Annotated in this window: 11 protein-coding genes; 7 read left to right on the plus strand and 4 right to left on the minus strand. The window is 29.4% G+C overall.

Annotated elements, in window-relative coordinates:
* Nucleotides 1-74: 74 nt before the first annotated feature.
* Both AVBRAN9333_RS04190 and AVBRAN9333_RS04195 read right to left on the minus strand, forming a co-directional pair.
* Nucleotides 75-1439, minus strand: a complete 1365-nt coding sequence (locus tag AVBRAN9333_RS04190; protein ID WP_214117701.1) for an L-serine ammonia-lyase — start codon at nucleotides 1437-1439, stop codon at nucleotides 75-77.
* On the minus strand, nucleotides 1436-2644 hold the full coding sequence (locus AVBRAN9333_RS04195; protein ID WP_214117700.1) for an aromatic amino acid transport family protein: 1209 nt from the start codon (nucleotides 2642-2644) through the stop codon (nucleotides 1436-1438). Before AVBRAN9333_RS04195 ends, AVBRAN9333_RS04190 begins: the two co-directional genes overlap by 4 nt.
* 399 nt (nucleotides 2645-3043) lie before the next feature.
* On the opposite strand from AVBRAN9333_RS04195, the gene AVBRAN9333_RS04200 reads away from it, so the two are divergent.
* Complete coding sequence (locus tag AVBRAN9333_RS04200; RefSeq protein ID WP_336609035.1) at nucleotides 3044-4444, plus strand: alanine/glycine:cation symporter family protein; 1401 nt, start codon at nucleotides 3044-3046, stop codon at nucleotides 4442-4444.
* A 38-nt stretch (nucleotides 4445-4482) separates the two neighbouring features.
* Here AVBRAN9333_RS04200 and traF read toward each other — a convergent pair whose 3' ends face one another.
* Nucleotides 4483-6201 (minus strand): conjugal transfer protein TraF, encoded by a 1719-nt coding sequence (gene traF, locus AVBRAN9333_RS04205; RefSeq protein WP_336609486.1) that lies wholly within the window; start codon nucleotides 6199-6201, stop codon nucleotides 4483-4485.
* A 451-nt stretch (nucleotides 6202-6652) separates the two neighbouring features.
* Between traF and AVBRAN9333_RS04210 the strand changes: the two genes are divergently transcribed.
* The 4 genes from AVBRAN9333_RS04210 to AVBRAN9333_RS04225 are packed head-to-tail and all read left to right on the plus strand — an operon-like array spanning nucleotide 6653 to nucleotide 11628.
* Complete coding sequence (locus AVBRAN9333_RS04210) at nucleotides 6653-8131, plus strand: DASS family sodium-coupled anion symporter (protein ID WP_336609487.1); 1479 nt, start codon at nucleotides 6653-6655, stop codon at nucleotides 8129-8131.
* Nucleotides 8132-8183: 52 nt separating this feature from the next.
* Nucleotides 8184-8903 carry a fumarate reductase cytochrome b subunit gene (locus AVBRAN9333_RS04215; protein ID WP_336609488.1) on the plus strand — a complete coding sequence of 240 codons (720 nt, stop codon included), beginning with the start codon at nucleotides 8184-8186 and terminating at the stop codon, nucleotides 8901-8903.
* Nucleotides 8904-8921: 18 nt separating this feature from the next.
* Entirely contained in the window at nucleotides 8922-10913 is a 1992-nt protein-coding gene (locus tag AVBRAN9333_RS04220; protein WP_214120099.1) for a fumarate reductase flavoprotein subunit, read from the plus strand.
* Nucleotides 10906-11628, plus strand: a complete 723-nt coding sequence (locus AVBRAN9333_RS04225; RefSeq protein ID WP_214117694.1) for a fumarate reductase iron-sulfur subunit — start codon at nucleotides 10906-10908, stop codon at nucleotides 11626-11628. The genes AVBRAN9333_RS04220 and AVBRAN9333_RS04225 overlap by 8 nt, the downstream gene beginning before the upstream one ends.
* A gap of 51 nt (nucleotides 11629-11679) precedes the next feature.
* Here the strand turns inward: AVBRAN9333_RS04225 and AVBRAN9333_RS04230 are convergent, their stop codons facing one another.
* Nucleotides 11680-12087, minus strand: a complete 408-nt coding sequence (locus tag AVBRAN9333_RS04230; RefSeq protein ID WP_336609489.1) for a hypothetical protein — start codon at nucleotides 12085-12087, stop codon at nucleotides 11680-11682.
* 67 nt (nucleotides 12088-12154) lie between these two features.
* Here AVBRAN9333_RS04230 and AVBRAN9333_RS04235 point away from each other — a divergent pair, with 67 nt between their 5' ends.
* Nucleotides 12155-12982 (plus strand): prephenate dehydrogenase, encoded by an 828-nt coding sequence (locus AVBRAN9333_RS04235; RefSeq protein WP_336609490.1) that lies wholly within the window; start codon nucleotides 12155-12157, stop codon nucleotides 12980-12982.
* A 166-nt stretch (nucleotides 12983-13148) separates the two neighbouring features.
* Nucleotides 13149-14100: PDC sensor domain-containing protein (locus AVBRAN9333_RS04240; protein ID WP_336609491.1), on the plus strand; the 952-nt coding region annotated here is incomplete at its 3' end.

Raw genomic sequence — 14100 nt, forward strand, 5'->3', positions numbered from 1 at the left:
TTATTTTGATGTGATTTTTAATATTAACAAAAAATAATAAATTACAGATTGTAAAAAGGGCATAAAGCCCTTTTTTAGCAAAATTTCTTGTAATTTGTAGCTAGACCTGCAAGGCTAGTTTCTTTATATCTTGTATCCATATCCTTGCCTGTTTCATACATAGTTTTAATAACCTCATCAAGCCCAACGCTAGGAGCACTCTCTCTATCCATAGCCATTTTAGCTGCACTTACAGCCTTTATCGCTCCGAATACATTACGCTCAATGCAAGGAATTTGAACAAGTCCTGCAACAGGATCGCAAGTTAGCCCTAAATGATGCTCCATTGCAATTTCAGCAGCAGAGCAACAATCAATCGGACTTGCCCCCATACTAAAGGCAAATGAAGCAGCTGCCATTGAAGAAGCTGAGCCAATTTCTGCTTGACAACCAGCTTCAGCTCCACTTATACTTGCGTTTTTCTTAAACAATGAACCTATCGCCATTGATACTAATAAAAAGTCTCTAATGTCCTTTTCGCTCATACTTTTTACATGTTCTTTTAAGTATAAAAGCACAGCAGGAACTACCGCACAAGCTCCATTGGTTGGAGCAGTTACTACACGATTACCAGCTGCATTTTCTTCTGAAACACTCATAGCATAAAGGCTAAAATAATCTATAAAATCCAAATCACCCTTACGATTTAAATTCTTATCATCTAAAAGCATTAATTTTTTAGCTAATGCAGGAGCTCTTCTTTTAAGCTTGATTGGTCCAGGTAGAATTAGTTCATTTGAATTAGCACCTGCTTTAAAACTATCTTGCATTGCTTCATAAATCTCTTTGCAATAATTATTTATATATTCTTCGCTATTAAAATTAAGCTCATAAAGCATTGCAATTTCGGCTATGTTTTTATTATATTTATTACATAACCACAAAAGCTCCGTCGCACTATCAAAAGAATAATCATAATTTTTTTCTTGATTAGTTTGATTAGTTTTACTAATCTCATCTTCACTTTTAATAAAGCCACCACCAACTGAATAATAAGTCTTAGATTTAACACAAGTATTATTTGAAAACGCTTCAATCGTTAAAGCATTTTCGTGATAGCTTTTAAATTCTTTAGAAAAAATAATATCACTATTTTCATCAAAATCTATTTCAAATTCATTTCCTAATAAAAGCTTTCTTTCGTTTAATCTTAATAATACAACTTGTTTTTGTTCTGGGCTTATTGTTTTTACATTTAAGCCACTAAGACCTAAAACCACAGCAATATCGCTTAAATGTCCTTTACCTGTAAGTGATAAAGAGCCAAATAAAGTAACTTTTATCCTAGTAATTTCTTTTAAATTTAAACCTTTTAAAAACTCATTTCCCGCAACAAAAGGTCCAACTGTGTGCGAACTTGATGGACCAATGCCGATTTTAAAAATACTTAAGTTACTCATAAGTTCATCTTATAAATTACACTTGTAATTGTGATAATTCCCATAATAGCTACGAAATAACAAGCCGCACCATTTTTATAAACTCTTAGCTCTGGGATTTTATATATAGCATATACAGGCATTAAAAATAATATTACAGCAATAATAGGACCGCCTAAATCTTCTATAAATCCTAAAATACTAGGGTTATAGTAAGCTACTATTATCATAGTTACATACATAAATATAGTTGTAAAGGCATTATTTTTACTAACAGCTTTTCCGCTTACTTTTTTAATAAGTCCATTTAAGCCTTCTCTAGCACCAAAATAGTGTCCAAAAAAGCTAGTTAAAATTGCCAAAAATGCAACAGCAGGAGCACCATAACTTATAATATTTCCATCAAATTTATTAGCAAAATAGCTAAGGATTGGAATATTTGCATCTCTTGCAATAGCAAACTCATTTTTATCAAGACATAAAATACAAGAAAATACAAAAAACATAACAAATACTAATAAAAGCGTAGCATTATTAAATAATATTTGCTTTCTTTTTGCGTCCGAGTTTTCTTTATATTCATTATATGTATTTAGGCTAAAAGTTGAAATCGCAGGAGAGTGATTAAAGCTAAATACTAATACAGGTAAAGTAAGCCATATTGTGCTAATAAATTCCTTTGCACTTGGAACTTCACCTAAAACTTCTAATTTCCAATGTGGAATTAAATAAAGTGAAAATAAAAATAGTATTAAGCATAATGGATAAACAAGCCATTCACAAACTTTAGTAACTAAAGTTTCATTAGTAAACATTACAGCCATCATAATTGTAATTAAAACAATAGCCAAGATTAAGCGATTTGGCTCGGCTAAGCCTAATTGATTTACCATAAATGAGCTTATAGTATTTGTAATACCAACCCCATAAGCAAGACAAATAGGATAAATTGCAAAAAAGTATAAAAATGTAATCACAATTCCTACTTCTTTACCAAAATATTTATTCACAGCATCAGTAATATCTCCACCTTTAGTAGAGCCTACAAAATATGATAAGAATAAATGTGATAAATATGTCATTGGGAAAATTAATACACACATTAAAACAATAGGCCAAAAGCCACCAGTTCCTGCACGAATAGGTAAGAATAAAATTCCAGCACCAACAGCAGTGCCAAACAATGAAAACATCCAACGATTATCAAATTCGCTCCATTTTTTCATTATTACTCCTTAAAATAATTTAAAGCCGCTATTTTAATTATATTTATATAACTTATTATAAATTTAAATCAAACTTTTAAAATAAATGTTACAAAATGTAACGATAAATAAAATTTTCTAAAAAATAATATGATTTTGATATTTATTATCTTTTATTTATTATAATAACTTCGTTTTTTTTAAATTTAAAGGAGATACTATGAATTTATTACATCCAAAGAGCTTAAAAGACATTATTAAAAAGCCAGATAATCAAAAAAATCCTTTTGAAAGATTAATTATTGCTTGCGAAGATAAAAGCAGTAAGCATAAGTAATTAACCAAAAACGCTTGAATTTATATATAATGATTTTTTGAAATTTTTATCAAGGAGAGCGTTTGCAAAGTTTATTAGAAGAAATACATTTATTTTTAGATTTAATAAATGGTTATTTGTATACTTATTTTTTAGTATTTGCACTAATTATTGTAGGTGTTATTTATACTATTAATACTCGTTTTGCTCAGTTTAGATTGATGGGTAATGTTTTAACATTATTAAAAGAAAAGCAAGACAACAAAGACCATGTTAGTAGTTTTGAAGCTTTAATGATTTCAACAGCTTCAAGGGTTGGTATTGGAAATATCGCTGGAATTAGCACTGCAGTTGTAGTTGGTGGTGCAGGTGCATTGTTTTGGATGTGGGTAATGGCATTTATAGGTGGTGCAAGTGCATTTGCTGAAAGCACATTAGCTCAAATATATAAAAGCAAAGATGAAAATGGTTTTCGTGGAGGACCTGCATATTTTATTGAAAAAGGCTTGGGAAATAAATTTTTTGGTAAATTATTTTCAGTTATTTTAATTATTACTTATGCTTATGGATTTAATGGACTTCAAAGCCATACTATGACTTCAGCATTTGAGATATATTTTCCTGATAACTTTAGTAATGCAAGTATAATTATAGGGATTATTTTAAGTGTTGTTGCTTTTGCATTATTCTTTTCAAATTCAAAATCACTTGGAAAAGTAAGCTCAATTATTGTTCCTATAATGGCTTTTGTTTATATTTTACTAAGCATTATTGCTATGGCTATGCACTATGATTTAATACCATCTGTGTTTAAAATGATTTTTAATAGTGCTTTTGATTTTCAAGCTATTTTTGGTGGATTTGCAGGTAGTGTTATAGTAATAGGAATTAAGCGTGGATTATTTTCAAACGAAGCTGGTATGGGTTCTGCTCCAAACGCAGCTGCAGCAGCAAATACAAGCCATCCTGTAAAACAAGGAATTATTCAAAGTTTTTCAGTATTTATTGATTTAATTATATGTTCATGCTCTGGATTTTTAGTATTGTTCTCACAAAGTTACATTAATCAATTATCAACTGGCGAAACTAAATTAAATGCTTTACCTATGGTGCAACAATCAATGATGGAATATTATGGTACTTGGGGGCTTCATTTTATAACTTTTGCAGTTATTTTATTTGCTGTAACTTCTTTAATCGGTAATTTTTACTATGCAGATGCAAATGTTAAAAACCTTACAAAAAATAATTTAAATGAATTAGTTTTTAAAATAAGTGCTGTTGCTATGGTATTTATTGGTTCTCAATTAGATTTAAAAGTAGCTTGGGATTTAGCAGATATTACAATGGCTGCAATGGCTTCTATAAATATCATTGCTATTTTATTATTAAGTCCTATTTTAATAAAATGCTTAAAAGATTATGATGAGCAAAAGAAAAGAGGTTTAGACCCTGTATTTAGCGCTAAAAAATTAGGTATTAAAAACGCTGAATGTTGGGATTAAGCAAGATTTGAATTAGGTTAAATCCTAATTCAAATTCTTTACCATTTATATCCAAATCCTATTCTTAAATCAAAATAATTAGGCACTTTACTTGAAACCTTGCAAATATCTTTATCGCAATTACTAGACTTTAATCCACTTGCTAAGGCTATATCAAATATATTAAAGAAATTAGCTCCCGTTGTAAGTATAGTCCCATAATCTTTTTTAATATCATAAGCTAAGCCACCCCTTAGATTAAAATAATCATTAAATTCGTATTTAACACCACCGCCTAGCATTTGAGATTTATTGTATTTATTTGATAAAGTTGTGTTTGTAACTAAATCAGCATCAAAAGCAAAAGTAAAATCACTATATTTATATGCTAATCCAAATCTTACTTGCGGATTTAATCTCATACTGTTTGAATGGAATTTGATTTTAGGATTATTTAAATTTTTAATAACCAATCCAGTAGAAAAATCATCAATACTATATAATGCTCCTATATCTATTCCAAAAGTATTTGTTGATTTTGCATTATGCAAATCATTTTTAATATTTATATCTTTAGAATTAACTCCATTCATATCTATTTTAATGCCTTTTTCTACTTGATATGCTTGAATATTCATATATTTTAAACTAGCACCTAAACTAAGCTCTCCATAAGGCATTATAAAACCATTGGCGTAACTAATCGGCACTTCTGTTATCATTAGCATTGTTGTATTTAAAGGATTTTTTACACTATCTTGCATTGCTGAATGATTTAAATATTCTTCTTCGCTTACATTGGTTACGAATAGTTGTGAATTGCTTTTAAATAATTTTAAATAAATATATCTATCATCATCTTTTATTTTTATTATTAAACTACTTTTTTCTTTATTTAACGAAGCATAAGTATTAAGTGAAATCGTATTAAATAAGCTTACAGAAAAAGCACTTAAATCCCCTAAATTATTGTTATATTCTAAACCACTTAATATATTTAAATTAACTTCATTGTCATAAACTGCATTATAAATTAATTCAATATCATTTAAGGTATTTTCATCAAGAAAGGTATCTAATTTAGTATCTCCAATATCTAACAATAAATCATCTAAATTAACATTACCATCTTTTGAATTCTTTATTACATCTAAGACATTTTTTGTATCGGTATCACTTATTATATTTGTTAATAATTTTGTATCAACACCATTGTTATTTAATTCTTCATTTGTATTATTTGTTGAAGTTATTAGCTCGGTTTTTATTGTTGTAGATAATTCATCATTATCTTGCATTTTATTTTTTAAATCACTAATTATATTGTCTAGCTCATCTTTAGCTAAATTATCATCTAATTCATCTTTAAAAGTTTTTGCTAATAAGGCTAAATCTTCATTATCGCTATTTGTGTTTCTTAATATAAAATCATCTATAACACTACCAAAATTACCAAATTTTAAATTATTAGCTCTTGAATTGTTGTTTGGATTAAAAATATGCTTTATTTTGCTTATATTTGCTTCAATTTTTTTATTTATAGATTTATCAAGATTAGATAATTCTAAAAGATTTTTTTGATTATAATTTGCTCCAAAACTAAAATTAACCCCATTTTTAGAATAAATCAAACTAGCAGGATTATAATAAGCTGCAAAATCATTATCTTTAAGTGCAACTCCAGCATATCCCATACTCAAAGGTATATTGCCTAAACTACCAAATTCTAACGCCAAAGCACTAAAACTAAAAGCGCTAGTTAATATTATCTTTTTCATAATTTTCCTTTTAAAAATATTAAAAATTATATAGTTACTTTATTATTGTTACTTAATGTATCAAAAAAATAATTTTTAGATTATTTTATTTAATTAATTAGCTTAAAAAATATAATTTTTTATAAAATCTCTCAAAAGGAGATTGGTAAAATGACAAGCAAATTATTTGTAGAATTACTTTATAGCGTCGGCTTTATAAGTTTGTTTTTATTATTAGGAATATTTTATAAGCAAAAATATTAAATGGAATTTTGGTTTTTACTAATTTAGCTTTTAATAATGCAAATGATGATTAAAAATTAACCTTAAAATATTTTAAGTTTAAATTGTTTTTAAATTAAAGCTTAAAAATAGATATTAATTTTTTAAAGTTAGATGATTATTTAAAAAATTAAGATTTTCTTTAGCTTTTTTGGAATATATTAATTTCAACTTAATTTTAGGAGTTAATATGAAAGGTAAGGTTCCGTTGTGGAAATTTATCGCACCAGTTGCTGCTGGTTTGCTTGTGTTTTTGCTTTCGTATTTATTTGCTGATTATTCTCAGCTTAGTATGAATGCTTGGATTTATGTTAGCATTTTTGCTGCTTTAGTTGTAGGGCTTATCTTAGAGCCTATGCCACCTGCTTTTTTAGGTATTATTGCTATAGCTTTAGCAATATTATTTAAAGTTGGTCCTGCAAAATCAGGCGAAGTTGGTGCAAAAATTACTTCAGAAGCTGCAATTAATTGGGGTTTAACTGGATTTTCAAATTCTGTTGTGTGGCTTATTTTTGCTTCATTTATGATAGGAATTGGCTATCAAAATAGTGGTCTTGGTAAAAGAATTGCTTTAATTTTAGTAAATAAATTAGGCAAATCTACTTTAGGTTTAGGCTATGCAATTGCTATTGCTGATTTAATTTTAGCTCCATTTATTCCGAGTAATGCTGCAAGAAGTGGTGGAACTATTTATCCAATAGCTACAAGTATTCCTGCTATGTATGATAGCTCTCCTGATAAAGAACCAAGAAAAATAGGTGCTTACATAGCGTGGGTAAGTCTTGCTACTACTTGTATTTCAAGTTCAATATTTTTAACAGGTCAAGCACCAAACCCACTAGCTTTAGAGATATTATCAAAATCAGGTATTGCTGTAGTTGATTGGATGGGTTGGTTTTTATGCTTTTTACCTATTGGTATTATTTTGTTTTTAATCACTCCTTTATTAACTTATTATATCTATCCACCAGAAGTTAAAGGCTCTAGTAAAATTAGTGCTTGGGCTAAAGAAGAATTAGTAAAACTTGGCTCAATTAAATTAAAAGAATTATTAATGTTAAGCATTTCAATTCTTGCTCTAATTTTATGGATAGGTTCAAAGACTTTTGGAGTTAGTGCTACTACAACTGCTTTAATTGTAATTATTCTAATGATAGTTACTAATATTATTACTTGGAATGATTTTTTAGCTAATAAACCAGCGTGGAATGTTCTTACTTGGTTTGCTACTTTAGTAACAATGGCAGGTGGATTAAAAAATGTTGGATTTTTAGAATTCTTATCAAAATATACTGATAGTTTATTAAGTGGTATTAGTCCTACTTTAGCAGTATTTATATTATTACTTGTGTTTTGTTTATTAAGATATTTCTTTGCTTCTGGGACTGCATATGTTACTGCAGTTGTTGGGGTGTTTGCAATTATTGCAAGTAAAATTGCTGGTTATGATGCGTCTTTTATTATGATGTTTTTACTAGCTCCAATGGGTATGATAAGTGTTTTAACGCCTTATGGGACAGGACATAGCCCAATTTGGTTTGCGAGTGGTTATATTAAAGGTGCAGAATTTTGGAAGTTAGGTGCTATTTTTGGAGCCATTTATTTACTAATTTACACACTTATTGCATATCCGTGGTTTAAATTCATTATTCCACATATTTTTTCGTAGGTCGTTTGTTAAACATTAGTAAAATTAGAAAAATTTAAGAAAAGGAGTTAAAGTGTCTAGTAAAATTGAAAATTTTTTAGGCAAAAGAGTTGATGGCACTAAATCACGCTTACCTGCTAAGCTTGATTTTTATCAAAGTGCTACTGGTTTAATTCTAGGGCTTTTTATGTGGGGACATATGCTTTTTGTTTCTACCGTTTTAATCAGTCCTGAATTTTTTAATGCTACGGCTAAGTTTTTTGAAGGTTCGGCTATTTTTGATACACCAAAACCTGCTTTAGTATCTTGTATGGTGCTTATTATTTTTATTATTTTCTTTATTCACGCTGCTCTTGGTATGAGAAAATTACCAATTACTTATCGCCAATGGCAAATCGCAAGAGAGCATTCAAAACTAATAAAACACGAAGATACAACGCTTTGGGTTATTCAAGCCTGTACAGGTTTTGTTATGTTTTTCTTCGCTTCAATGCACCTTGCAATGATGTTTTTTAATCCTGAAACTATTAGATTTTTAGGTGCAGTTGAAAGAATTGTAAATCATAATATGTGGGCGTTTTATTTAATTTTATTATTCGCTGTTGAGCTTCATGGTGGTATTGGTCTTTATAGACTTTGCGTTAAATGGGGTTGGTTTGATGGAAATGATGTGCATACTGCAAGAGCTAGAAGAAAAACTCTTAAAAAATTAAAATGGGTTATTAGTATTTTCTTTATAGTTTTAGGACTTGCTAATTTAGCAGTATTTATAAAAGCTGGTATTAGCTTATAACAAACAGAAAGGCTTAAAATGAAAGTAGAATTTAGTGATGCTTTAATAGTTGGTGGTGGTTTAGCAGGACTTAGAAGTGCTGTTGAAGTTGCTAAAAGTGGTCAATCAGTTACGCTTTTAAGTATTTGTCCTGTTAAGCGTTCTCACTCAGCTGCAGTTCAAGGTGGTATGCAAGCAAGTCTTGCTAATGGTAATAAAGGCGAAGGAGATAATGAAGATTTACACTTTGCTGACACCGTAAAAGGAAGTGATTGGGGATGCGATCAAGAAGTAGCAAGAATGTTTGCTCAAACTGCACCTAAGGCTGTTCGTGAGTTAGCTAGTTGGGGTGTGCCTTGGACTAGGATTACAAAAGGTCCTAGAAATGTTGTTATAAATGCACAAAAAGTAACAATAGAAGAAAAAGAAGAAGCACACGGACTTATAAATGCAAGAGATTTTGGTGGGACTAAAAAATGGAGAACTTGCTATATTGCTGATGCTACAGGACATTGTATGATTTTTGGGGTTGCAAACGAAGCAATCAAACATAATGTAAAAATCATAGATAGAATGGAAGCTCTTAGAATTATTCACAAAGATGGAATTTGTTTAGGCGTAGTTGCAAGAAGTTTAATTGATGGTAGTTTAACTGCATTTGTATCAAAAGGCACAATGATAGCAACAGGTGGATATGGTAGAGTTTATAAACAAACTACAAACGCAGTTATTTGTGAAGGAACAGGTGCAGCAATGGCACTTGAGACAGGATTATGCTCTTTATCAAATATGGAAGCGGTTCAATTTCACCCAACTCCAATTGTTCCAAGTGGGATACTTTTAACTGAAGGTTGCCGTGGTGATGGTGGTATTTTAAGAGATGTTGATGGATATCGCTTTATGCCTGATTATGAGCCTGAGAAAAAAGAATTAGCAAGTCGTGATGTTGTAAGTCGCCGTATGATGGAACATATTAGAAAAGGAAAAGGTGTTAAAAGTCCTTATGGAGAGCATTTATGGCTTGATATTTCAATCTTAGGTCGTGCTCATGTTGAAAAAAACTTAAGAGATGTTCAAGATATTTGTAAGACATTTAATGGAATTGACCCTGCTGATGAAGGCCCAAAAGGTTGGGCGCCGGTTCTTCCTATGCAACACTATTCAATGGGTGGAATTAGAACTAAGCCAAATGGAGAAACTCCAAAGATGAAAGGTCTTTTTGCAGCAGGTGAAGCAGCTTGCTGGGATATGCACGGATTTAATAGATTAGGTGGAAATAGCTGTGCTGAAACCGTTGTTGCAGGTATGATTGTAGGAGATTATTTTTCTGAGTATTGCAAAAATAATACAATAGTAGCTGATATGCAAGTGGTTCAAAAATTCTTAAATGATGAAGCAAATTATTTAAAAGAAATAGCAAATCGTGAAGGTAAATATAATATTTTTGAAATCAAAAACGAAATGAAAGATATTATGTGGGAGCATGTTGCTATTTTTAGAACAGGAGAAGGATTAGAATACGCAGTAAAACGCCTTGAAGAATTATTAATAGAGAGCAAAAAAGTAGCTATTAAAGATAAAGAATTAAATTGCTCAAATCCAGAGCTAGAAGAAGCTTATAGAGTTCCAAGAATGTTAAAAGTTGCTTTATGTGTTGCTCGTGGTGCGCTTCTTAGAACTGAAAGCCGTGGGGCTCATTATAGAGAAGATTATCCAAAAAGAGATGATTTAAATTGGATGAAAAGAACTATGACTTATTGGGATGAAGGTTCAACTTTACCTAGAGTTGAATATGAAGACCTTGATATTATGAAAATGGAAATGCCACCAGCATTCCGTGGTTATGGTGCAAAAGGAAATATAATTGAAAATCCTTTAAGTGAAGTTCGTCAAAAACAAGTAGATGAAATTACAGAAAAATTACAAGCAGAAGGTAAAAGTAGAGCAGAAATCCAAGACGCACTTATGCCTTATGAATTACAAGCTAGATTTAAAGCAGCTAATCAAAGAATAGGGGTTGATTATGAGTAGGAAACTAACAATAAGGGTATTTAAATATAATCCACATAGTAAAATTAGCAAGCCACATTTTGCTACTTATACATTAGATGAAACTAGTGGTATGACTATTTTTATAGTTTTAAATCAAATTAGAGAAAAATTTGATGCAAGTTTGAGTTTTGATTTCGTTTGTCGTGCAGGAATTTGCGGCTCATGTGCAATGATGATTAATGGCAAACCAAAATTAGGTTGCAAAACTCTTACTAAAGATTATCCTGATGGAGTAATTGAGCTTATGCCTTTACCTGCGTTTAAGCATATTAAGGATTTAAGTGTTAATACAGGTGAATGGATGGAAGGTATGTGTAAAAGAGTAGAAAGCTGGATACATACTGACAAAGTTACTGATATTTCTAAGATTGAAGAAAGAGTTGAACCAGCAGTTGCTGAAGAAACATTTGAGCTTGATAGATGTATTGAATGTGGTATTTGCATAGCTTCTTGTGCGACTAAAGTTATGAGACCTAATTTTATAGGTGCTGCAGGACTTATGAGAGCTGCAAGATACGAGCAAGACCCACACGATAATAGAACTTTAGATGATTTTTATGAATTAGTTGGTGATGATGATGGAATTTTTGCTTGTATGAGCTTACTTGCTTGTGAAGATAATTGCCCTAAACAATTACCACTACAAACAAAAATCGCTTATCTAAGACGCAAATTAGCTACAAATAAAGGCTAAAAATATTAAGAATTTGAAATAAGATTTTATTTCAAATTCTTTTTTCACTACTCATAAAATACTTAATAATTTTGCAAATAAAACTATTAAAAAACATATTATCAAAGCTAAAATATGAGCTTGTTTTACTAAAAAATGTTCTTTGTTATTTTTAAATCTTGCTATATAAATACTAATAAAAGTTATAAAAAGCATTAAAATTACTAGAGCTATTTTGATAAAAAACATAATTTTATTTATATTTGCAAAATTAGTATATTCATTATATGCTAGATAAATTCCACTAAGAATTAATATAACAAAGCTAAGTGCATATAAAATACCTGAACTTTTAAAATAAGCCTTTTTTAGCTCATTAGCTTGTTTTAACCTATAGCATAAAATCGCATCAACAAATACATAACCTATAAAAATAATTGCTGAAAATAAGTGTAAAAAAATCACAATAAAATCAACCATTTAAACTCCTTTTTTTAGAAAAATATTATATTATTTTGCATATATAAATCTTAATTAAGGATAAGTTATGAAAGCAGTTGTAGTTGGATTAGGATTAATTGGTGGCTCATTGGCTTTAAATTTGATGAAAAACAAATTTATTAGTGGAGTTTATGGAATTGATTTAAATAAAGAACACGAAAAAGAAGCTTTAAAGCTTAATTTAGTTCATGAAATTATAACTTTTGATGAGATTAAAACTTGTGATTTGATTTTCTTATGTGTTCCTGTTGGGGCTATTATTGAAATTATTAAACAATTAAAAGATATTCCAAAAACTACTACAATTATAGAATTTGGTAGCACAAAAGAAAGTATTCAAAACGCAATAAGCGATGATTTAAAAGAGCAATTCATACTAGCTCATCCAATGGCAGGAACAGAGCATAATGGTCCTAGTGCTGCTAAGATTGATTTATTTAAAAACGCTGTTTGTGTGTTGTGTAATACTGAAAATACTAGCGTATTTCATCAACATAGAACCATAGAATTATTAAGCAATATTGGAATGAGAATTACTTTTATGAATGCAAGTTCGCACGATCATCATAGTGCCATCATATCTCATCTACCGCATGTAATTAGCTTTTCTTTGGCAAATTATGTGTTAGATTGCGAAGATAAGAAAAATATTTTACACCTAGCAGGTGGTTCTTTTGCTGATATGAGTAGGATTGCAAAGAGTAGCCCTGCAATGTGGGAAAGTATTTTTAAAGAAAATAAAATAAATGTTTTAAATGCTCTTGATGGCTTTATAAATGAACTAAATGAGTTTAAGCAAATGATAAATAACGATGAATATCAAAAGCTAAACGAATGGCTTAAGAATGCAAATAAATTAAAAGAGATTTTATAATTTCATTGATTTCAATTAATATATTTTTAATTGAAATCATAATTTTTCTTATTATTCCTTAAATGCTTAAACCATTGCTACATAGATATTTAAAAATTTTTTTTCTATTAAATATTATTCAATTCTTTAATTGTAACATTAACGCAATTTTTTAAAAAGGAGTATTATGAAATTAACAAACAAAATTCCAGCATTAATTGCTATCCCACTTGTAGTTTGTTTTATCATTTTATGCTTAGTGAATTATTCTAGTTCAAAAACTGATTCATTATCATTTACTGATAAAGCTAAAGAAAACGGCTTAAATGCCACTATGCTTTATGTAGATTCTTATTTTAATTCAAGAATAAATTTTATAGAGCAATTCTCACCAATTTTAGCAAATTCAATTAGTGAAGATAATCAAGATGAGAATATCTTTAAAATTCTTAAAAATTATTTAGGAATTTCAAATTTCTCGGCTTTATTTATTGGTATGGCAGATAGTGGCAAGTTTTATTATATTAGTTCTAATAATGAGCCTTATATAGTAAAAGACCAAGATGCAAGAAGTAGGGGTTGGTATAAAGATGCTATTAGTGCCAATAGAGCTTTATTAGGTAAAGAAGTTTATCCTGATGAGAGATTAAAAGAAAAAGTTATGACAATTTCAGCACCTATTATTAAAAATGGCAAAATCATTGGAGTAATTGGTGGAGATATGGCATTTAAAGATTTAAAAAATCAAATTTTAACTTTACATTTTTCTAAGACCAACACAATATTTGCTTATGATGATAAATTAGAATTTGTAATGCACCCAAATGAAGAATTTGAATTAAAGCAAGATGATGTTATAAAAATGATTGAAAATAATCTAAAAGATGGCATTTCAGTTCGCTATACCTTTAAAGGTGATGAAAAAACTGCAGTATGTATTAATTCAAATACAACAGGCTGGAAATTCTGTAGCACCAATTTAACTAGCGATATAGACGATACTTTAAATTCTTTATTAAAACAAAATATAACATTATTTTTCGCTTCTTTAGTGATTATTTTATTATGCTTATTCTTCTTAATCAAATTCTCACTTCGCCCACTTGAAATCATTCAAAAAGGCTTAAGAGAAGTATTCG

This window comes from Campylobacter sp. RM9333 (genome assembly GCF_020137705.1).
Classification (GTDB): domain Bacteria; phylum Campylobacterota; class Campylobacteria; order Campylobacterales; family Campylobacteraceae; genus Campylobacter_E.

Bases quoted from the DNA above. Each gene is read 5' to 3' on its own strand.
- AVBRAN9333_RS04190 (WP_214117701.1), bottom strand. From the start codon at position 1,439: ATGAGTAACTTAAGTATTTTTAAAATCGGCATTGGTCCATCAAGTTCG.
- AVBRAN9333_RS04195 (WP_214117700.1), bottom strand. From the start codon at position 2,644: ATGAAAAAATGGAGCGAATTTGATAATCGTTGGATGTTTTCATTGTTT.
- traF (WP_336609486.1), bottom strand. From the start codon at position 6,201: ATGAAAAAGATAATATTAACTAGCGCTTTTAGTTTTAGTGCTTTGGCG.
- AVBRAN9333_RS04210 (WP_336609487.1), top strand. From the start codon at position 6,653: ATGAAAGGTAAGGTTCCGTTGTGGAAATTTATCGCACCAGTTGCTGCT.
- AVBRAN9333_RS04220 (WP_214120099.1), top strand. From the start codon at position 8,922: ATGAAAGTAGAATTTAGTGATGCTTTAATAGTTGGTGGTGGTTTAGCA.
- AVBRAN9333_RS04225 (WP_214117694.1), top strand. From the start codon at position 10,906: ATGAGTAGGAAACTAACAATAAGGGTATTTAAATATAATCCACATAGT.
- AVBRAN9333_RS04230 (WP_336609489.1), bottom strand. From the start codon at position 12,087: ATGGTTGATTTTATTGTGATTTTTTTACACTTATTTTCAGCAATTATT.
- AVBRAN9333_RS04235 (WP_336609490.1), top strand. From the start codon at position 12,155: ATGAAAGCAGTTGTAGTTGGATTAGGATTAATTGGTGGCTCATTGGCT.